This is a genomic window from Hyphomonas sp. (assembly GCF_013823385.1).
Lineage (GTDB): Bacteria > Pseudomonadota > Alphaproteobacteria > Caulobacterales > Hyphomonadaceae > Hyphomonas.
In genome coordinates this window covers 77,693-96,225 of sequence record NZ_PNMA01000003.1, presented here as the reverse complement: position 1 = coordinate 96,225, position 18,533 = coordinate 77,693, and the positions used below count along the sequence as shown (strand labels likewise).

Sequence of the window (18,533 nt, the reverse complement as noted above, 5' to 3'; positions counted from 1 at the left end):
TCTTGTCTCCTTCAGGCTGCGGATTTCTGCTGACGCGCATTCACTGCGCGCACGGCATCCGCGAGAATTTCAAGTCCGGCGTCGAGTTGTTCGTCGCTGATGGTGAGGGGCGCCAGCACCTTGACCACCTCATCCCGGCTGCCGCTGGTCTCGATGATGAGCCCATTGGCGAAGCAGGCCGCGCAGATTTCTGTGGCAATCTCGCCGCTTTCCATCTCGATGCCCGACATCATGCCCCGCCCCTTGAGGCGGCCGGCAAACGGCGCCGAGGCGGCAATTTTTTCCAGCCCCGCGCGCAGACGGGCCGCCTTCTGGGCTGTCTCCTTCTCGAACGCATCGTCGCTCCAGAAGAGATCAAGCGCTTTGGCAGCCGTCACGAAGGCGTGGTTGTTGCCCCGGAAGGTGCCGTTATGTTCGCCGGGCTTCCATTGATCATGCTGTGGACGGATGAGTGTCAGCGCCATGGGCAGGCCAAGCCCGGAAAGGGATTTCGCCAGCGTCACGATATCCGGCGTCACGCCTGCCTTCTCGAAGCTGAAGAAACCGCCCGTGCGGCCGATGCCGGCCTGGATATCATCGATGATGAAGAGCGCGCCATGCTTGCGGGCGATCTTCTCGATCTTCCGCAGCCAGGCATCCGACGCCACATTGAGGCCGCCTTCGCCCTGCACCGTTTCAACGATGATCGCTGCTGGCTTATCGAGGCCCGAAGACGGATCGGAGAGGCGCCGGTCGAGCTGATCGGCCGTGTCGGTTTCCTCACCGAAATAGCCGTCATAGGCTTCATGGGTGACGCCGGTGAGCGGGACGCCGGCCCCGCCGCGCTTGCCGGAATTGCCGGTGGCGGCCAGTGCGCCGAGCGTCATGCCGTGAAAGCCATTGGTGAAAGCGATCACATTCGTCCGCCCTGTGACTTTCCGCGCCGTCTTCAGCGCCGCCTCAACAGCGTTCGCCCCCGTCGGCCCCGGAAACAGGACGCGATAGTCCATGCCGCGTGGCTTCAGAATGCGGCGCTCGAAGGTTTCAAGGAAGCGCGCCTTGGCGCGGGTATGCATGTCCAAACCATGGGCGACGCCGTCTGCCTCGATATAGTCGAGCAGTGCGCGCTTCAGTTCGGGATGGTTGTGGCCGTAATTCAGCGTGGAACAACCAGCCAGAAAATCGATATAGCGTGCGCCATCTTCGGCGATCAGTTCAGCGCCGCGTGCGGAGCGGAACACCGCCGGGAATGCGCGGCAATAGCTGCGCACGCGGGATTCGCGGCGTTCAAAAATATTCGAGGGTGCAGATGCATGTTCATAGGCCATTGGATGGCTCCTTTTTTTGCTCTGATTTGACAGGGGGCTGACGGGTTCAGCCCGAAGCCTTCGGCGCCTGGAATGGGCCAATGGTGACGAGAAATTCGGTATCGTGCTGGCCGGCGAAGTGCCGGTGGCGATCAAACCAGGGCTCCTCGCGCAGCGGCGCAGACAGCCAGCCCGCCACGCTGCGGAACAACGCCCAGGAGGCGTCATTGGCGCGCGTGATGGAGGTTTCGATCTGGGATACGCCCGATTGTGCACGCCGGGAGAGAATGTCTGCCAGCATCCGGCGGGGCAGCCGCTGGCCGCGCGCATCTGCATGCACGGCGACCTGCCAGAGGAAATAGGTGTCACCCTTGCCGGGCGGGCGATGGCCGGAAATCCAGCCCACGACCTTGCCATTCATGCGCGCCACAGCGCAGGAAGCGGAAAAATGGGTGCACTGGATCAGGTTCGCGTAGAGCGAATTGGTATCGAGTGGCGGACAGGCGGCAATCAGCGCATGAATTTCAGCGGCATCTTCAGCCGCCGGCGATCCGATCTGGATAGCGGCACCTGCGGTCTGACTTCGGTCCGGGACGGAATCGCTTCCGTCTATCGTGGTGGCCTCATCGGGCATGACGGCTCCCATTGGTTTATTATTTTGTTCGTCAAATTATTATCCTGACTGGAATGTCAACCCCGAGCGCCTTGATTGGTTGCATCATGAAACGCTCTAATGTCAGGCGATGACAGGCCATCCGGCAGATATTTAGATATACAAATTATTTGTTGATCAATGGAATTGACCTAAATTGGCTCCCATGATTGCTGCAACTGACTCTCTCGAATCGCACCATCCGGCCTCTGAAGCGGCGCTGATTTCCCTCCGCCGCATTCTCAAGGTTGTGGAGGCCCAGTCGCGTTCCCTGGCCCGCGATACCAGCCTTACCCCCTCCCAGCTCGTTGTGCTGAAGGAACTGGCGCAGCGCGGCGGCGCGCAGCCAGGCGAACTGGCGCGGGCGGCGGGGCTGAAGCAGGCGACAATCTCCATCCTGCTCGACAAGCTGCAGGCGCGCGGCCTCGTCCTGCGCAATCGGGGGGACGCTGACCGGCGCACCGTGAAAGTTCAGATCACGCCCGAAGGCCGCGAGATTCTCAATGCCGCGCCAGATCTTCTGCAGGCGGAGTTTGGCGCCCGGTTTGCGCAGCTGCCCGATTGGGAACAGGCATACATCAATGCCGCCCTGACGCGGCTCGTCTCCCTGCTCGGAGCAGCAGACATTGACGCCTCGCCCGTTCTGGATGTCGGCCCGGTGACCGACCTGCCCGGAGGCCCGGCCGAGCCGCGCTGAGAAGTATCAACGAGTGGCAGGCAGAAGCCTCTTCGGGTCACACCAGCCTTGCACCCAGTTCAGGGGACACCGTATGGCTCGATGCTGGTGAGTTTCAGCGTGTAGGCGGCCGCAGCAAGGTCGCTTTCCCGGGTCTGCGCACTCAGCGTCCCTTCAAGCCAGTAGGCGGTCCAGATGTCATCAATCCTCACGGCGGGATCGGCCTCGACATAGATGATCTGATTGGGCGGCGGCGGTGGGGTATGAATGCAGGCGCCCATATAGGGGGCGAGCAGAAAACTCGCCTGCCTGTTCTTCAGATTGAAGTCGAAGGGCACGACATAACCGGGTATGCGGATCAGCATGCCGTCAAGTTCTGGAACCGTGTCGAACCCGCCCAGCTGCGGCATGTAGTCAAGATCGGAGCCTTCCTCGATCATCTCGAGCGGCTGGCTGGCATAGCGCGCTTCCAGCGCCTTGTAGAACTCGGCATACTCCTCCTCCAGTGCTTCGCCGGCGCCGGTGGGCATCAGGTCTTCCCAGATGATGGGCAGCGCCTCCCCTTCCTCGACACCCCAATAGCCATTCTCGCCGCTCGATTGCGGGGCTGCCTGCGCCGGCTCGCGGAGGTATGCGGAGGGAGACGGCCGCTCGAAGGTTTCGCTGACGGCGCCGTCCGGCATGGGAGGGGGGTCGCTGTGTGCGCCGCCCTGGCCGTCAGGCGCTCCACCGCACGCAGCGAGCAGGAAAACCGTCAGCGCCGCCGCAAAAGCTCTCACCACAAAGCACCTCATTCCACGCAATATCGGCCACAAATGTAATAAAGTAACATTCGCCTGTCCATCGGTCTGATGTGTAGATTCCACGGGTTTGGACGGTATGGCCAGTGGCGCAGTTCATCCGTTTCAGGGCGCCGCTTCAGACATCTCTTGCATGGGCGGCGCTTCCGGGATAATCGGCGCGGGTCATCTGGGGAGTAGCCAGCCACCGCAAGGTGGGCTTCCGCGTCAACATACTTGGTCGAGAGGCCATGGTGCGGGAGGAGCGGTCATACCGTTCGGGCGAGACCAATGACATTGCCTCCTGCCTTGCCGGGCGAGGATGCGATGTCGTTGGACTCAACAACTGCCCGGCCCGGAGACGACCCTCATGGAAGCCCTCTTCACTTCGACCGCCGTGGTCGCGCTCGCCGAGATTGGCGACAAGACCCAGTTGCTGGCCATCGTGCTGGCGACGCGGTTCAAGCGGCCTGTTCCCATCATTCTCGGCATTCTGGTGGCAACGCTTGCCAACCACTTCCTGGCAGCCTTCGTCGGGGCTCAGGCAGCCGCTTTCCTTGAGGGCGACTGGTTCCGCTACCTGATCGCCGCCTCGTTCATCGCCATGGGCGCCTGGACGCTGATCCCCGACAAGCTCGACGATATCGAGGACAAGCCCGCCCGCTTTGGCGCCTTCCTAACGACAGTGTTTGCCTTCTTCCTGGTGGAGATGGGCGACAAGACGCAGCTGGCGACTGTGGCTCTCAGTGCCCGCTTCAACGACCTCCTGATGGTTACCATGGGAACGACCCTTGGCATGATGCTGGCAAATGTGCCGGCGGTGTTCCTGGGAAATGAGCTGATCCGGCGCGTTCCCCTGAAGGTGGTGCGGATGATCGCGGCGCTTCTATTCCTCGTTATCGGTCTGTGGCTGGCTGCTCAAACTGCTGGCCTTGTGTAAGTTTTCCCATCTGGTGGGCTGGACAGGTGCGCAGAAGCGCCCCACCTCGACTTCGCACCGGTCTGGCCCTTCCGAGGAGAATACTTCATGGTAATTGCCAAGCGCAAAAAGGCGAGCAGCATTGCCGTGGTCACCGAAAGGGTTCACGAAGCCGCCGGCGTGCTCAAGGCAATGGCCAGCGAAACCCGGCTGAAGATCATGTGCGCCCTGAGCGAGGGAGAGCTGCCCGTCAACCATCTCGCCGAGATGACAGGGCAATCCCAGTCTGCCGTTTCCCAGCACCTCGCCAAGCTGCGCGCAGCCGGACTTGTGGAAAGCCGCCGCGACGCCCAGACGATCTATTACCGGTGCCGGCCCGGCATCTCGCAGGCGCTGATCGACACGCTCTGCGATTACTACGGGACAAGATGAAACAGGCCGGGACTTGCCCGGCCTATCCTGTTCATATCCAGATTTCGGATGCGCCCGTCAGTGGCTGTTGGCCAGCATGGCGTTGGACGCTGATACCGTGATCGCCGAGAGATCCGCGTTCAGTTCAGCCTGAGGGCCTGCATCCGGATAGGCTTTGGCGAGTTCTGCAAAGGCTTCGTTCAGCGCAGCGGCGCCGGCCGGGTTGGCGGCGGCAATCTGAGCTTCCTGATCCTTGAAGAGGGAGAGGCCTGCCTTGTAGAAGCCGTAACCGTCCAGATAGGGCTCATAGGTGCCTGCTTCCCGGGCGATGCGATACATGGCGGCGGCGCGGTCTGCCTGGTCCGCCGCGATCGCGGCGCGGATGGAAACCGGGCTGCGGGAAGATTCCGGCGCCTTCGTGCCTGCTGCGCGCAGCGCCGCGATGATGGCTTCGGTGCGGGCGCTGATCTGCTCAGCACTTTCCCCGGCCATCACGGCCTGGGAGGCCTCCAGCAGAAGATTGTCAAACAGCGTCACGCCGCGGGCCTTGAACAGGTCTTCCAGTTCGATCAGCACTTCGCTGACCGGATGGGCAAACATCTCGGCGGCAGCGTCTTTTTCACCCAGCGCAAAGGCGTCCCGCGCGGCGATGACGTGAGCTTCGGTCACGCCCAGAGCGGCGCCATAGATGACCGGGTCGGTCGCCGCCTGATCAAGCGAAATACCGCCTTCGCCTTCCCCGCCCGAGGCAACGGCCTCGACCGTTTCCTCAAAGGAGGCTGCGGGAGCCGCCGCCGCAGACTGTTCGGCAGGCGCATCGGCCGCAGGGGGCGTGGCCTTTCCGCAGGCGCCAAGCCCGGTAGAAATAATGGCGAGGCCAAGGCCAAGACCGGTCCAGGCTCTGTACGACTTGCTCATTCATGCGCTCCGCATATGCTGTTTGTGATTGAGAATGAGTTGCAGTTAAAGCAAATAGTGCTGCGCCGCAAGACCAGAGGCGTGGAAGGCCCGATATGATTGTCATTGAAAACGTGCTGAGCCCGGATGTGCTGGCGGAGGTTACAAAGGCGCTCGCCGAGATGCGCTGGGAGGATGGCCGCAAGACCGCTGGGGCAACCGCGCGCCGCGTGAAGCAGAACCAGCAGGCAGACCTCACCAGCCGGACGGGCACCAAAGTGCGCGACATGCTGCTGGATACCGTGAAGCGTCATCCTGTGGTGGAGGCCTATGCCCGGCCGCTGAAATTCGCCCCGCCCCTGATCAGCCGGACCGGCGCCGGGGACACCTATGGCCTGCACATCGACAATCCGGTGATGGGCAAAGGCGACGCGCGGATCCGCACGGATCTGTCCTTCACCTTGTTCCTCTCACCGCCGGAAAATTATGAAGGCGGCGAACTGGAAATCGAGACCGTGTTCAGGACAGAGTCAGTCAAGTTGCCTGCGGGCAGCATGGTCATTTATCCGTCTACGGAGTTGCACCGGGTGGCGCCCGTGATCTCGGGTGAGCGATACGTGTTTGTCAGCTGGATTCAGAGCGCTATCCGCGACGCTGCGCAGCGCGCTATCCTGTTTGACATTGCAAACCTGAAAGTAGGGCTGGCGCGCGCCTTTCCCGCGGGCTCTCCCGAATTGCTGAGCCTTGCGAAAACTGAAGCCAACCTGATCAGAATGTGGGCAGATGCTTGAGGGGAGTCGGCCGGTTCACATTCCGGTGAGCTGGGAACAACCACGCCTCGCATGCAGTTTTCCAAGGCAGATGACTGACGACAGGCTGACTTTTCGCAATTTGAACCGTGACCTACCTGCCACCTTGCCCCATATGGGCGGGGTACATCCGTTGCGCCCCGTCGTTTTCATAAACTGCTTTCAGATCAGGGAGAAGATCAAATGTTGAGACCCCTCGCCATCGCCACTGCCGCCCTGGGGGCCGTCGCCTGCACCAGCATGAGCACCACTGCGCTTGCCAGCGAGCCTGCTGCGCCAGCCGCGGCGCAGACCGCCGCCATCACCTACACCCTGCCCGATCTGCCTTATGCCTATGACGCGCTGGAAGGCGCCATTGATGCGAAGACGATGGAAATCCATCACGGCAAGCACCACGCCGCCTATGTGAACAACCTGAATGCGGCGCTGGCCTCAGAGCCTGCCCTGGCGGCCGAGCCGCTGGAAACGCTGATGGCAAAAATCTCGACGCTCTCGCCGGCCATCCGCAACAATGGCGGCGGCCATTATAATCACAGCCTGTTCTGGAAGCTGATGGCGCCTGCCGGCCAGGGCGGCACGCCTTCGGCAGAACTTGCCGCCGACATCGACGCCACTTTCGGATCGATGGACGCATTCAAGGAGGCGTTCAACAAGGCCGCAACCGGACAATTCGGATCAGGCTGGGCCTGGCTGGTCATGACGGATGACGGCCTGAAGATCACGTCCACCCCCAATCAGGACAATCCGCTGATGGATGTGGCCGCCGTCAAAGGGGCGCCGATCCTTGCCGTCGATGTGTGGGAGCACGCCTACTATCTGCAATACCAGAACCGCCGCGCCGACTATCTGAATTCCTGGTGGGACGTGGTGAACTGGAATGAGGCGAACAGCCTCTACGCAGCGGCAAAATAGCCCGCGAACAGATGACGGGAGGGCTTGGCGGGCCCTCCCGTTTTTCTTTGGGCGAGCGTGCGTCTATACGTTCCAACGCCGTTCATCTTCCGGTAGGCAAGACGATCCGGATTGCTAAAAAGCCCAGACATGACGCCGACAGAGATTGAACAACTCCGCTTTGCGCTGTCCCAGCCCCGCTATGAGGGCTGGACCGCGCCGCCGATCATACCCGGCAGCTGGCGCACTCTTTCCGGCGACATGGCCCTGAGCACCGTCATCGCCATTTGCGAATGGCTGGAAGACGAGCGCGACATCAGGAATCTGGCCATCAACTGGTGCATTGACCGGGCACGGGTTCGCAACCTCTCCTGCTATGAAGACACCGTGCTGGTGGAACTGGCAGGGCATGCCGGTTACGGACGGCCGGGGCTGATCAACGTTATCGTGCATGAAGACGGCATGGCCCTGCTCAACGGCACATCTGCCGTCATCCATGACCTCAACGCCGAACTGCCGCCGCTGCTGGACACCCATCATCAGCGGCTGGACTATCTGCACCTGTTCATGAACTGGGTGCATGCCAGTGAGGGGCGGTTTCAGCCGGTCTCCACACAAGCGGAGCTGCACGCGCGGCTGCTGCCGGACGGCATTGAGGCGGCCGCAACGGCTGACCTGATCCCGTTTACCGAGACAGCGCCGGAAGAAGAGACCAAGGCCCTGGCGCACTATGCGGGGACAGTCCTTTATGGCGGCAGCCTGTTCCGGGCTGTCATGGCCATCTTTCCACAGGGGATTGTGGAGATGATTGATGACGACGTGCTGCTGTCGGAATTGCCGGTCCGGGAGGAAAGCCTCATCGGACCCATGATTGTGAGCCGGATCTGACCCTGGGGGGGAAACATGCTGGACCTAGTACCCATTCAATCGAAACTCGAACTGCCATCAGAGCTCGGGGGCAACCGCCTGCTTGTCGGCTGGTCGATGGAACTTGAACACAAGAAGACCCCCATAGGATTTTCTTTTGGCGATCCCGAACGCACACCGGCGACAGGCTTCATTGACCCGATCCTGATGGAGATGGAGGGGCATCTGATGACCATTGCGCCGACCGGCGCAGGCAAAGGGGTCGGCTGTATCATCCCCGCGCTTCTGCGGTTTGACGGGCCGCTGATCGTGATCGATCCCAAGGGAGAAAACGCGCTGATTACCGCCCGGCGCCGCAAGGAGCTTGGCCATACTGTGGCCATCGTCGACCCGATTGGCGTGACCGGCCTGCCCTCTACGCCGATCAACCCGCTGGATCTGCTGGACACGGCAAGCCCGACACTGGTTGATGACGCGATGGCGATCATTGCCACGATGATCGACAACCGAATGGGGCGGAACACAAGCGATGGGGACTACTGGTCCGAGCGCGGAGCGACCTTTGTTCTGGGGGTGATACTGCATGTGGTGAGCGATCTGCCCCCTGCCCGCCGGCATCTGGGAACGGTCCGCGAACTGGTGGCGCAGGCCATGGGCGAAGCGGGCATCTATTCGCAAATGGCGGAAAATCCTTCGGCCACGCTTTCCAGCGCCACAACGGTTCTGGGGGCACTGGAACGCTCGCGCAATGCCGAAGCCGTCCGGATCGGGCAGATGCTGCGGCTGGGCGCGGTGTCCACGCTGGGCGGGATCCTTTCCTTTGCGCAATCCATTGTGGAGGTGGCACGCGGGGAAGCGATCACGAAAAGCCTGTCGTCCACCGGGTTCGAACTCGACGCCGTGACGCGGGGCGACCCGCTGTCGATCTATCTGGTGCTGCCCCCGCATATGCTGGACAGCCACGGGAAACTGCTGCGCCTGTGGGTGCATACGCTGATGACGCTGATCACGCGGCGGAATGCGCGGCCGGAGAAATCGACGCTGTTCCTGCTGGATGAGGCCGCGCAGCTGGGAACGTTCACGCCGCTGCGCCGGGCGGTGACGCTGATGCGGGGCTATGGCCTGCAGACCTGGAGTTTCTGGCAGGATCCGAGCCAGCTTCGCAATCTCTATCCTGATGACTGGCAGACGATGGTGAACAATTGCCGGGCTGTGCAGTGTTTCGGGGCCAACACCATGCTGGCGGCAGAATCGATGGCGGCGATTGTCGGTTTCCGGCCCGCTGAAAGGCTGCTGGATCTGGCCGATCATGAAATGCTGCTGCAGCTTTCAGGCGACGCGCCCGTGCTGGCGCGCCTGCCGAGCTATCTGACAGATCCGGCCTTTGCGGGCATGTATGATGCCAACCCGTTTCATGATCCGGCGAGGCCGGTGATGCGCCCGGCGCCTGCGGTGGCGCGCGTGGTGGTGCGCCGCCCGGCCGGCCAGGGCGAAACCGAAACGCTCTCGCCCGCAGGCCTTCTCAAGGTTCTGAAGGACGCGCCGGATACGCCGGCGGCCGCCGACTGAAACAGCCGCTACAAGCCGGCACAAAAAAGCCGGGCGGCAGGAGGCACGCCCGGCTTTCTTTGTAATTACAATACCTTGCCGCGATCAGAGGATGCGGGCGCGAGCCTGCTCGTACTGCTTCATGATGTTGCTGACGAGTTCCTGGCAGGTCGGGATGTCATGGATCAGCGCCTGGCTCTGGCCGGTGGTCCAGATGCCGCCGTCCATATCGCCGTCGCGCAGCACGTTCTCACGGCCGCGGACACCGGCCATCAGTTCCTTCACGTCTGCGAAGGTCTTGGTCGGATCCTTCTGGATTTCGGCCACCTGAACCGAGATGTCGTTCTTGGCGACGCGGGCCGTGTTGCGCAGTGAGCGGCCAACGAGGACGGTGTCGAGCTCGTTGTTTTCAACGATCTTTTTCTTCACGTTTTCATGGATCTTTGCTTCCACGGTGGCGCAGAAACGGGTGCCCATGTTGACGCCGTCGGCGCCCAGCACGATGGCAGCAGCGAGGCCGCGCCCGTCGGCCATACCGCCCGAGGCGATGACCGGAACGTCAACCGCGTCAACGGTTGCCGGCAGCAGCACGATCAGGCCGACATCATCCTCACCGGGGTGGCCGGCGCATTCGAAACCGTCGATCGAGATGACATCAACGCCTTTGTTTACTGCAGAAACCGCGTGGCGGACCGAGGTGCACTTGTGGATGACCTTGACGCCGTTTTCCTTGAAACGCGGCAGGTGATCGGTGGGGGCGCGGCCAGCGGTTTCGACGATCTTGACGCCGCTATGGATGATCGCTTCGCGGTATTCGTCATAGGGGATCGGGTTGATCGAGGGCAGCAGGGTGAGGTTCACGCCGAAGGGCTTGTCGGTGAGCTTCTTGGTCTTCTCGATCTCTGCCAGCAGTTCTTCGCCGGACTTGAACATGTGCGCCGTGATGAAGCCGAGAGCCCCTGCATTTGCAACAGCGGCAACGAGTTCGCCGTAGCCGACGCCGGTCATGCCGCCCATGCAGATGGGTGTTTCGACGCCGAACATTTCGGTCAGACGTGTCTTGAGTTTTGCCATGTCACTCCCCTGTCTCTGGCTGCAGCGGGGGTTGAGGGCCGCAGCGCCTTGGTTTCACGGATGAGACATGGCACAGGCGGGAAGGCGTTTGGAAGGTGTCACCCAGCGGAAATGCCGGGCTGTTTTCGGTAATCTGCCTGCCAGGCTGTGACACCCGATGGACAAATCCGGACACTTCCGGACAGTTTCGGACAGATGCAGGACACCCTTGGCCAGTCTGGCGCAGGGCGGGTCAGATCGGAGAGATGCTCATGACGCGGCGCCACACTTCGCCCGAGGCCTGCGCGCGGGAGGTGATCAACCGGGTGGGCAAGGATGTGCGCCTCGCCCTGCCCCTTGGCCTGGGCAAGGCGAACCGCCTGACCAACGCCCTCTACGAGATTGCCAAGGCCGACCCTTCGGTGACGCTGACGATCTATACGGCGCTGACGCTGGTGCGCCCGAAGCTGGGGGCGGGATTGCCGGCGCAGTTCGGCGGGCCGGTGGTGGCGCGATTGTTCGGGGACTATCCGGACCTCACCTATGCCGTGGACCGGGCGCGGGGCGCCCTGCCGCCCAATGTGCAGGTGGAGGAGTTCTTCCTGGCGACGGGCACGCTGCTGAACAACGCCTATGCCCAGCGCCACTACAACAGCGTCAACTATACCCATGCGATGAGGCGCATCGTTTCGGCGCGGGCCAATGTGATCGGCCAGATGATCGCCGCGCAGGAGGGGCGCTACAGCCTTTCCTGCAATACCGACATCACGCTGGACCTCATCCCCGAGCTTCAGCGGAAAGCTGGCCGGGAGAGCTTTGTGGTGGTGGGCGAGGTGAATGACCGCCTGCCCTTCATGATCAATGATGCCGAGGTGCCTGCCAGCGAGTTTGACCTGCTGCTCGACGGGGGCGGCTATGACCTCGCGGGGCTGCCTGCGGCGCAGGTGGACCTGCTGAGCCATGCCATCGGCCTGCGCGCGGCGCGGCTGGTGAAAGATGGCGGGACGCTGCAGATCGGCATCGGATCGCTGGGCGATGGGGCGGCGCAATCCGTCCGTCTACGGCATTTGAACCCGCCTGCCTTCAATGCTGCGATCAGCGCCCTGCCCGGCCCGGCCGGACCGGTGGAGGAAGGCGGCGACGGCGCCTTCAGGGAAGGCCTCTATGGCTGCACGGAGATGTTCACCCAAGGCATGCTGGAACTGCTGCGCGCGGGCATCTTCACGCGGCGCGTGCGCGAGGGCAGCGCGGTGACGATTGATGGCGGGTTCTATCTTGGCCCGCAGAGCTTCTATCAGGCCCTGCGCGAGGCGGGGCCGGATCTGCTGGCGGCGATCAACATGACGAGCGTGGCGGATGTGAACGCGCTTTACGGCGATGAGGCCAACCGCCGCCGCGAACGCGCCCATGCGCGTTTCATCAACATTGCCATGAAGGCGACCTGCCTGGGCGCTGTAATCTCCGACGCGCTGGAGGATGGGCGCGTGGTGAGCGGTGTTGGCGGGCAATACAATTTCGTGGCGCAGGCGCATGAGCTGGAAGACGCCCGGTCGATCATCCTGGTGAAAGCCGTGCGCGAGGCGGGGGGCAAGGTGGAGTCCAATATCGTCTGGTCCTATGGCCACACGACCGTGCCGAGGCATCTGCGCGACATCATCATCACCGAATATGGCGTAGCCGATCTGCGCGGGAAGACAGACGAAGAATGCGTGCGGGCCATGCTGGCCATCACCGATGCGCGCTTCATCGATGGGTTGGTCCGCGACGCCATTGCCGCGAAGAAGCTGCCGGCGGATTTCACGGTGCCGGCCGCCTGGCGGGCGAATACGCCGGAGACCCTCCGCCGCGCGCTGGCGCCTCACGCCGCAAACCTGCCCGCTTATCCGTTTGGCACCGAGCTGACCGAGACCGAACGCGAGATTGCGCCTGCGCTGGCCTATCTGAGCGCGCAGATGGCGACGCCGATAAAGCGCGCCGGATTCATTCTGGGCGCGCTCATTGCCGGGCCCGGCAATGCCGCCCAGGCTGCTTTCCGGCCGCACCTGGAGCGGCTGGCTCTGGAAGCGCCGGCGAGTTGGAAAGAGCGGCTGACGCAGAGGCTGGTGCTGCAGGCGCTGGCGAAGACGCGGTGAGCGATCGCCGGCGCGGCGGCGCCAGAAGGCCCTAGCCTGCCACGCCTCCAGCCAGCACCGGCGGGGCGTGGATGAACATGTCCTGCAGCGCGGCCTTGAGGCTTTCAGACAGGGGGCTTGAGCCTTCCGGGGTCGCCTGAACGAAGATCGTGGTGCAGATGCCAACGCAGCGGCCGTCCTGATACATCGCCTGGCCGATCTCGTAAGACGCTGTGCCGATCCGCAGGATGCCGGTGCAGACCTCTACGCTTTCCTTGTGAAACACTTCGGCGAGATAGGTGACGCGGCTGTCTGCGGTGACGATGCGGGTCATTTCTGCCGGATCGACCTTGGAAAAGACATGCCGGGAGAATTTCGACCGCGCCTCATCATAATAGGCCGCAACCGAGATGTTGTTGATATGGCCGAGGCTGTCTTCATCCGTATAGCGGGTTTGGATGGAACAGGAGAAAGGATAGACAGCGCGATCCTGGCGCCAGGCGGGAGGTTTCATAGGCAGGGGCCCTGTTTGACTGTGAGCAGTTTGGGCCGCTGTTCAGAGACATGACTTTGCGGCAGTCAAGCCGGAGAGGCTGCGAACGCAGCCACTCTTCCCTCCCGATGGATCCCCCGCGCCGAGCTTCAGGCCACAGCCCATTTGCCGCGCACGCGATCGATGATCTCTTCTTCGGTGCCACAAAGCTTGTAGACACCCACCAGGCGCACCTCGTCGCCATGCGCTTCATCCGCCGCGATTTCCAGCTCCAGCGCCGCGTCATCCTCGCAGAAGTCGCAGAAATCCACAAAGTCCACCATATCGGAGAACACCAGAAGCCATTTGGCATTGCGCGTAATGCCGGCCCGGATCCAGGAACGAAACTCTTCAGAAATACCCGGATAATCCATCATCGGTGCCACCTTCCCAGTTCGCTGACTTAATGTTCTCTTAATGTTCTTTTCCCGGTGACAAGTCAAGCCCTGATTCTGGCACCACGGAAGAATCGAAACGGGCCAGCGTTCCAGCCGCCGGTGAGGGCATGCGGGACAAGACATGAATTCATGCAGTTTTTGCGCGCCACCGCGGGATTTGCCGCTGCTACAGCTGCGGCACGAAACGCATTTATCGATCGGACTTCATGGCGGCGCTCAGAACCCTGTACGACAAGCTGGTGGGTAGCCACACGGTCCGGCCGCTGGATGCGGATGGGCGTGACATGCTGCTCTACGTCGATCGCACGGTGCTCAATGAATATACGAGCCCTCAGGCGTTCACCGGCCTGCGCGAGGCGGGGCGGCCGGTTTTCCGGCCCGCCTCGGCGCTGGGCGTGATCGACCACGTCAATTCCACACGGCCGGAGAAGATTGCGTCACCGCAAGCGCAGGCGGACGATCTTCAGATGGCGTATTTCGTGAGGAATTGCCGGGACTTCGGCATCGAGCTGTTCGACCTCTATCATCGCCAGCAGGGCATCGAACATGTGGTGATGCCCGAGCTTGGACTGGCCCTGCCCGGCCTCGTGATCGCGGCAGGCGACAGCCATACGACCACTTATGGCGCCTTCGGAGCGCTGGGGTTCGGGATCGGCACGTCGGACATTGAGCATTTCCTGGCGACACAGACGGTGGTTTACCGCCGGCTGCGCAATATGGAGATTGCCGTGCGCGGTGACCTGCCGGCCGGGGTGACCGCAAAGGATCTGATCATGGCCGTTATCCGCCAGATCGGGGCGGATGGCGCGCAGGGGCATGCGGTGGAGTTTACCGGACCGGCGATCCGTGGACTGTCGATCGAGGGGCGGATGACGGTCTGCAATATGGCGGTGGAATGCGGGGCACGGGGCGCGCTGATCGCGCCGGACGCAAAGACCTATGCCTATCTTGAGGGCAAACCCCGCGCGCCCAAGGGAAAGCAGCTGACAGCGGCGCTGGAAGACTGGCGGTCGCTGCGCACGGATGCCGGCGCCGTGTTTGATGCGCGTGCGGAGATCGATGCAGGTGATATTGAACCGATGGTCACCTGGGGCACGAGCCCGGATCAGGCCGCGCCGATTTCAGGCGCCGTTCCCGATCCTGCGCTGGAAGCGAGCCCTGCCCGGCGCCGGGATGCAGAGCGCGCGCTCGGCTATATGGGATTGTCGCCGGGCACGCGGCTGGAGGACATCCGGATTGATCACGCCTTCATCGGCTCGTGCACGAACGCCCGGATTGAAGACCTGCGGGCGGCCGGAGCTGTAGTGAAGGGCCGAAGGGTCGCCCCCGGCGTCAGCGCAATGGTCGTACCCGGATCAAGGGAGGTCCGGCGGATGGCCGAGGCGGAGGGGCTTGACCGGGTGTTCCGTGAGGCCGGCTTTGAATGGCGGGAGCCCGGATGTTCGATGTGTCTTGCGATGAATGATGACGTGATTGCGCCGGGCAAACGCTGCGCTTCCAGCACCAACCGGAATTTTGAAGGGCGCCAGGGCGCGGGCAGCCGGACGCATCTGATGAGCCCGGCGATGGTGGCGGCCGCAGCGGTGTCGGGCCATCTGTGTGATGTTCGCAAGCTGGAGGTGCGCGATGCCCGTTGAGCCGTTTACGCGGGTGTCTGGCTTCGTCGCCGCCCTGCCCGCTGCCAATATCGATACCGATGTCATCATGCCCAAGACGTTCCTGAAGGGCATCGACCGGAACGGCCTTGAGAGGGGCGTGTTCCATGATCTGCGGTTTGACGAAGAAGGCGCGGTGCGGCCGGATTTCGTGCTGAACCAGGCGCCCTGGACCAGGGCGGCGTTTCTGGTGACCGGGGCCAATTTCGGTTGTGGATCATCACGCGAACATGCTGTCTGGGGGCTGCGGCAATTCGGGATCAGGGCAATTATCGCGCCCTCCTTTGCCGGAATATTCTTTGACAATTGCGCCCGCAATGGCCTCTTGGCCATTGAAGCGGATGACCCTACCGTTCGCATGCTGACCGAATGCGCCGCGAATGGCGAGGAGATCACGATTGATCTGGAAGCCCAGACCATCAAGGCAGAGACGGGCACGGCCGGATTTGAGATCAGCCAGCGGCGTAAATTCATGCTCCTTAAGGGGCTCGACGCCGTCGGGATGACGTTGCAATGGCGCGCCGAGATCGAAGCATTCCAATCCCGCTATCTGGGCGCGCGCGCCTGGCTGGCCTGAAGACATTCAAGGACAATCGACATGAGCAATCCTCCCCGGAAGGTGGTCGTCACGCAAAAATTCTTTGATGATGCGGCCATCGCCTTTCTTCAGGACAGGAACATAGAGGTGGCCATCGCGAAACCGCCCGAGGGCAAGGGCGAAGGCGATCTGGACGTGGACGATATCCGCACCTTGCTGGCCGGCGCTGGTGGCTGGATTGTCGGTCATGCCCGCATCACCCGCGAGGTGTTTCAGGCCCTTCCCGATCTGGCCGTGATATCCCGCCGCGGGGTGGGCTATGAAAAGGTCGACATTCAGGCCGCCAGAGATCTGGGGCGGGTTGTGGCGATTGCAGCGGGCGGCAATGACGCCTCGGTTGCCGACCAGGTGATCGGCATGATGATTTCCATCGGCCGCCGGTTTCAGGAGGCCCAGCGCGCCATGAATGCCGGCAACTGGACGATCCTGGTGGGCACCGAACTCTACCGGAAGAAAGCCGGCATTGTGGGGTTCGGGCGCATAGGCAGGAGCCTTGCGCAGCGCCTCAGCGGGTTTGAGGCCGAAATTCTGGTCTGCGCGCCGCGCCTGGCGCAGGAAGATATCGAGCGTTTCGGGCTACGGCATGTGGGTTTTGAAACTCTGCTGGAAGAGGCGGACTATATCTCCGTTCACGCGCCACTGACCCCGGATACGCGCCACATGTTCAACGCAGAAACCTTCCGCCGGATGAAGACTTCCGCCGTGCTGATCAATACCGCGCGGGGCGGGCTTGTGGATGATCAGGCGCTTCTTGCGGCGCTTGAAAACGGCGAAATTCTGGGCGCGGGCCTCGACGTATATGAGAGTGAAAGCGACCCGTCGAAACAGCACGTCACCGATGCGCTGATCGCGCGCCATGATGTTGTGGCCGCGCCGCATGCAGGCGCCTCGACGCAGGAAGCGCTGGCCCGCACCAATATGATTGCGGCGCTGTGCGCAGCCGAAGTGATCGACGGGCGCACGCCGCCGGCTGCCTGCCTTGTTGTGGACGGGCGCTGATCGTCTTTCAGCTATCCTGCGACAATGTCTTCGCCGCAAACCGGGCGCGCAGGATGGCGCGGTCTTTCTCATGGGCATCTCGCGTCAACGGATAGTTCCGGCACAGCAGAATGCACAGGGCAAAGATGATGGCCGGCACCAGCGTGAAAACCAGGATCAGCCCGATTCGATGGTCCGGATTCTCAGGAACTTCCGGATTGAAACCGATCAGGGCGAGCAACAGGAAGCTGACCCCGATCGCGGCGGCCTGGCCGACCTTGTAGGAGGTTCCCATGAAGGCGAAGTAGAACCCGGCTTTGTTGAGGTCGGAGCGGACCTCCTCGCGGTCGACCTGGTCTGCAATCATCGACCGCAGCAGCGCCTGAGGCGCGCCGAAACTGAGACCCAGGAGGGCGACCATCGGAATGAACAGCCAGGCATGGCCCAGCAGCAGCATAGGAATGAGCACCAGATTGCAGGCGAGCGAATACACGCAGACCAGCTGTAGCGCCGTGTGCTTTTCGAGGCGCCGGCTGACCCATAGCCAGGCTGGAATACCAACGATGGAGGCGACGAAGAAGATCAGCAGCACACTGCTGGCCCCGCTATGCAGGCCGACCACGCCACGTGCCACAAACAGGAAGGTTGAAGCCGTGACCCCCACGCCGATCCCGACGCAGATCTCGACCGCCAGAATACGCCAGATGGCCCGCTCTTTCATCCCGGCGAGGACCTGGGAAAGATCCATTTTCGGCCGCTGCTTGGGAAGCGGCGCAAGTGCCTTGTCAGGCACAAGGCTGAAAGCGATGAGGATCGTCAGGGGAAGGATCAGTGCCAGGAACCAGCCCATGGAAGCGACTTCCGCATAGGCATCGAAGGCAAACCATGACCCCAGGAGAGCTGGCAAGGAAAGGATGAGCAGTGTTCCGCCCGCGCTCATCATTTCCCGGTAGCCGAAGAGTTTTGAGCGCTCATCATAGTCCGGCGTCAGGTCTGCGCCCCAGGCCTGGTGCGTGGTCTGAAGAAATGTCCAGCCCGTATAGAGAATGAGGAGCTGGAAGAGGAGCGCCAGCGCGCTGGCGGGCTCGTCTCTCGCCGGCATGAAGAGGAAGAAAGCGGTGACGCAGAGCAGCGGAACGCTGAAGGCAATCCAGAGTTTCCGCGGGCCGTGCCGCCACTGGTATCTGTCTACAAGAATGCCGACGATGGGATCGGTAATCACATCCCATATCCGCGCGACCATGAAGATCAGGCCGATGGTGGCCAGGCCCAGCCCGCCCTGCCCCGCATACAACGGCGGAAGATAGGTAGTGACCGGCATGCCCACAGCGGTGATCGGGATCGTCAGGCTGCAATAGGCCAGAAGCTGGTAGAGGGGCAGGCGACCGGGTTTGGATGATTTGGCGGGCATTCTCGGTCCGATTCTGGAAGGCATTCCAATCGCGCTGTTTTGTACGGCGCTGCCCGAGGGCA

18 protein-coding genes and 1 pseudogene are annotated in these 18,533 nt (G+C 62.4%); 11 read left to right on the top strand and 8 right to left on the bottom strand.

Features of this window, described 5'->3' with window-relative positions; genetic code table 11:
• Positions 1-11: 11 nt before the first annotated feature.
• Positions 12-1,307: a diaminobutyrate--2-oxoglutarate transaminase gene (ectB, locus tag C0456_RS03360; protein ID WP_291048281.1), complete on the bottom strand. Its 1,296-nt coding sequence runs from the start codon at positions 1,305-1,307 to the stop codon at positions 12-14.
• Between the two features lie 46 nt (positions 1,308-1,353).
• The gene (ectA, locus tag C0456_RS03355) at positions 1,354-1,920 is read right to left on the bottom strand and encodes a diaminobutyrate acetyltransferase (RefSeq protein ID WP_291048280.1); all 567 of its coding nucleotides are present in this window, start codon (positions 1,918-1,920) and stop codon (positions 1,354-1,356) included.
• Positions 1,921-2,104: 184 nt separating this feature from the next.
• On the opposite strand from ectA, the gene C0456_RS03350 reads away from it, so the two are divergent.
• Positions 2,105-2,635, top strand: coding sequence for a MarR family winged helix-turn-helix transcriptional regulator (locus C0456_RS03350; protein WP_291048279.1), 531 nt, complete (start codon positions 2,105-2,107; stop codon positions 2,633-2,635).
• Between the two features lie 59 nt (positions 2,636-2,694).
• Here C0456_RS03350 and C0456_RS03345 read toward each other — a convergent pair whose 3' ends face one another.
• Positions 2,695-3,393, bottom strand: coding sequence for a DUF3299 domain-containing protein (locus C0456_RS03345; protein WP_291048278.1), 699 nt, complete (start codon positions 3,391-3,393; stop codon positions 2,695-2,697).
• A 370-nt stretch (positions 3,394-3,763) separates the two neighbouring features.
• Between C0456_RS03345 and C0456_RS03340 the strand changes: the two genes are divergently transcribed.
• Both C0456_RS03340 and C0456_RS03335 read left to right on the top strand, forming a co-directional pair.
• Entirely contained in the window at positions 3,764-4,333 is a 570-nt protein-coding gene (locus C0456_RS03340) for a TMEM165/GDT1 family protein (RefSeq protein ID WP_291048276.1), read from the top strand.
• An 87-nt stretch (positions 4,334-4,420) separates the two neighbouring features.
• Complete coding sequence (locus tag C0456_RS03335) at positions 4,421-4,744, top strand: helix-turn-helix transcriptional regulator (protein WP_291048273.1); 324 nt, start codon at positions 4,421-4,423, stop codon at positions 4,742-4,744.
• Between the two features lie 57 nt (positions 4,745-4,801).
• On the opposite strand, the gene C0456_RS03330 is transcribed toward C0456_RS03335, so the two are convergent.
• Entirely contained in the window at positions 4,802-5,641 is an 840-nt protein-coding gene (locus tag C0456_RS03330) for a hypothetical protein (protein ID WP_291048271.1), read from the bottom strand.
• Positions 5,642-5,736: 95 nt separating this feature from the next.
• Between C0456_RS03330 and C0456_RS03325 the strand changes: the two genes are divergently transcribed.
• The 4 genes from C0456_RS03325 (at position 5,737) to C0456_RS03310 (ending at position 9,756) form a co-directional block, all read left to right on the top strand.
• Positions 5,737-6,411 carry a Fe2+-dependent dioxygenase gene (locus C0456_RS03325; RefSeq protein ID WP_291048269.1) on the top strand — a complete coding sequence of 225 codons (675 nt, stop codon included), beginning with the start codon at positions 5,737-5,739 and terminating at the stop codon, positions 6,409-6,411.
• Positions 6,412-6,612: 201 nt separating this feature from the next.
• Complete coding sequence (locus tag C0456_RS03320) at positions 6,613-7,341, top strand: superoxide dismutase (RefSeq protein ID WP_291048267.1); 729 nt, start codon at positions 6,613-6,615, stop codon at positions 7,339-7,341.
• Between the two features lie 129 nt (positions 7,342-7,470).
• The gene (locus C0456_RS03315; protein ID WP_291048265.1) at positions 7,471-8,208 is read left to right on the top strand and encodes a hypothetical protein; all 738 of its coding nucleotides are present in this window, start codon (positions 7,471-7,473) and stop codon (positions 8,206-8,208) included.
• Between the two features lie 15 nt (positions 8,209-8,223).
• Complete coding sequence (locus C0456_RS03310) at positions 8,224-9,756, top strand: type IV secretory system conjugative DNA transfer family protein (protein WP_291048263.1); 1,533 nt, start codon at positions 8,224-8,226, stop codon at positions 9,754-9,756.
• Between the two features lie 84 nt (positions 9,757-9,840).
• Here C0456_RS03310 and C0456_RS03305 read toward each other — a convergent pair.
• A pseudogene (locus C0456_RS03305) lies at positions 9,841-10,833 on the bottom strand (NAD(P)H-dependent flavin oxidoreductase); the annotation flags it as partial.
• Between the two features lie 227 nt (positions 10,834-11,060).
• On the opposite strand from C0456_RS03305, the gene C0456_RS03300 reads away from it, so the two are divergent.
• Positions 11,061-12,920, top strand: coding sequence for an acetyl-CoA hydrolase/transferase C-terminal domain-containing protein (locus tag C0456_RS03300; RefSeq protein ID WP_291048261.1), 1,860 nt, complete (start codon positions 11,061-11,063; stop codon positions 12,918-12,920).
• Between the two features lie 31 nt (positions 12,921-12,951).
• Here C0456_RS03300 and C0456_RS03295 read toward each other — a convergent pair whose 3' ends face one another.
• Complete coding sequence (locus C0456_RS03295) at positions 12,952-13,413, bottom strand: thioesterase family protein (RefSeq protein WP_291048258.1); 462 nt, start codon at positions 13,411-13,413, stop codon at positions 12,952-12,954.
• Between the two features lie 128 nt (positions 13,414-13,541).
• Positions 13,542-13,808 (bottom strand): hypothetical protein, encoded by a 267-nt coding sequence (locus C0456_RS03290; RefSeq protein WP_035595637.1) that lies wholly within the window; start codon positions 13,806-13,808, stop codon positions 13,542-13,544.
• Positions 13,809-14,035: 227 nt separating this feature from the next.
• On the opposite strand from C0456_RS03290, the gene leuC reads away from it, so the two are divergent.
• The 3 genes from leuC to C0456_RS03275 are packed head-to-tail and all read left to right on the top strand — an operon-like array spanning position 14,036 to position 17,081.
• Positions 14,036-15,466, top strand: a complete 1,431-nt coding sequence (gene leuC / locus C0456_RS03285; RefSeq protein ID WP_291048250.1) for a 3-isopropylmalate dehydratase large subunit — start codon at positions 14,036-14,038, stop codon at positions 15,464-15,466.
• Positions 15,456-16,061, top strand: a complete 606-nt coding sequence (gene leuD, locus C0456_RS03280) for a 3-isopropylmalate dehydratase small subunit (protein WP_291048248.1) — start codon at positions 15,456-15,458, stop codon at positions 16,059-16,061. The genes leuC and leuD overlap by 11 nt, the downstream gene beginning before the upstream one ends.
• Positions 16,062-16,082: 21 nt before the next feature.
• On the top strand, positions 16,083-17,081 hold the full coding sequence (locus C0456_RS03275; RefSeq protein ID WP_291048245.1) for a phosphoglycerate dehydrogenase: 999 nt from the start codon (positions 16,083-16,085) through the stop codon (positions 17,079-17,081).
• A gap of 7 nt (positions 17,082-17,088) precedes the next feature.
• Here C0456_RS03275 and C0456_RS03270 read toward each other — a convergent pair whose 3' ends face one another.
• Positions 17,089-18,471 carry an MFS transporter gene (locus tag C0456_RS03270; RefSeq protein WP_291048242.1) on the bottom strand — a complete coding sequence of 461 codons (1,383 nt, stop codon included), beginning with the start codon at positions 18,469-18,471 and terminating at the stop codon, positions 17,089-17,091.
• Positions 18,472-18,533: the final 62 nt, after the last annotated feature.

Coding starts and splice junctions, on each gene's coding strand:
- ectB (WP_291048281.1), bottom strand. CDS start 1,307: ATGGCCTATGAACATGCATCTGCACCCTCGAATATTTTTGAACGCCGC.
- C0456_RS03330 (WP_291048271.1), bottom strand. CDS start 5,641: ATGAGCAAGTCGTACAGAGCCTGGACCGGTCTTGGCCTTGGCCTCGCC.
- C0456_RS03270 (WP_291048242.1), bottom strand. CDS start 18,471: ATGCCCGCCAAATCATCCAAACCCGGTCGCCTGCCCCTCTACCAGCTT.
- leuC (WP_291048250.1), top strand. CDS start 14,036: ATGGCGGCGCTCAGAACCCTGTACGACAAGCTGGTGGGTAGCCACACG.
- C0456_RS03275 (WP_291048245.1), top strand. CDS start 16,083: ATGAGCAATCCTCCCCGGAAGGTGGTCGTCACGCAAAAATTCTTTGAT.
- C0456_RS03290 (WP_035595637.1), bottom strand. CDS start 13,808: ATGATGGATTATCCGGGTATTTCTGAAGAGTTTCGTTCCTGGATCCGG.
- C0456_RS03315 (WP_291048265.1), top strand. CDS start 7,471: ATGACGCCGACAGAGATTGAACAACTCCGCTTTGCGCTGTCCCAGCCC.
- C0456_RS03325 (WP_291048269.1), top strand. CDS start 5,737: ATGATTGTCATTGAAAACGTGCTGAGCCCGGATGTGCTGGCGGAGGTT.
- C0456_RS03320 (WP_291048267.1), top strand. CDS start 6,613: ATGTTGAGACCCCTCGCCATCGCCACTGCCGCCCTGGGGGCCGTCGCC.
- leuD (WP_291048248.1), top strand. CDS start 15,456: ATGCCCGTTGAGCCGTTTACGCGGGTGTCTGGCTTCGTCGCCGCCCTG.
- C0456_RS03310 (WP_291048263.1), top strand. CDS start 8,224: ATGCTGGACCTAGTACCCATTCAATCGAAACTCGAACTGCCATCAGAG.
- C0456_RS03335 (WP_291048273.1), top strand. CDS start 4,421: ATGGTAATTGCCAAGCGCAAAAAGGCGAGCAGCATTGCCGTGGTCACC.
- C0456_RS03300 (WP_291048261.1), top strand. CDS start 11,061: ATGACGCGGCGCCACACTTCGCCCGAGGCCTGCGCGCGGGAGGTGATC.
- ectA (WP_291048280.1), bottom strand. CDS start 1,920: ATGCCCGATGAGGCCACCACGATAGACGGAAGCGATTCCGTCCCGGAC.
- C0456_RS03350 (WP_291048279.1), top strand. CDS start 2,105: ATGATTGCTGCAACTGACTCTCTCGAATCGCACCATCCGGCCTCTGAA.
- C0456_RS03295 (WP_291048258.1), bottom strand. CDS start 13,413: ATGAAACCTCCCGCCTGGCGCCAGGATCGCGCTGTCTATCCTTTCTCC.
- C0456_RS03340 (WP_291048276.1), top strand. CDS start 3,764: ATGGAAGCCCTCTTCACTTCGACCGCCGTGGTCGCGCTCGCCGAGATT.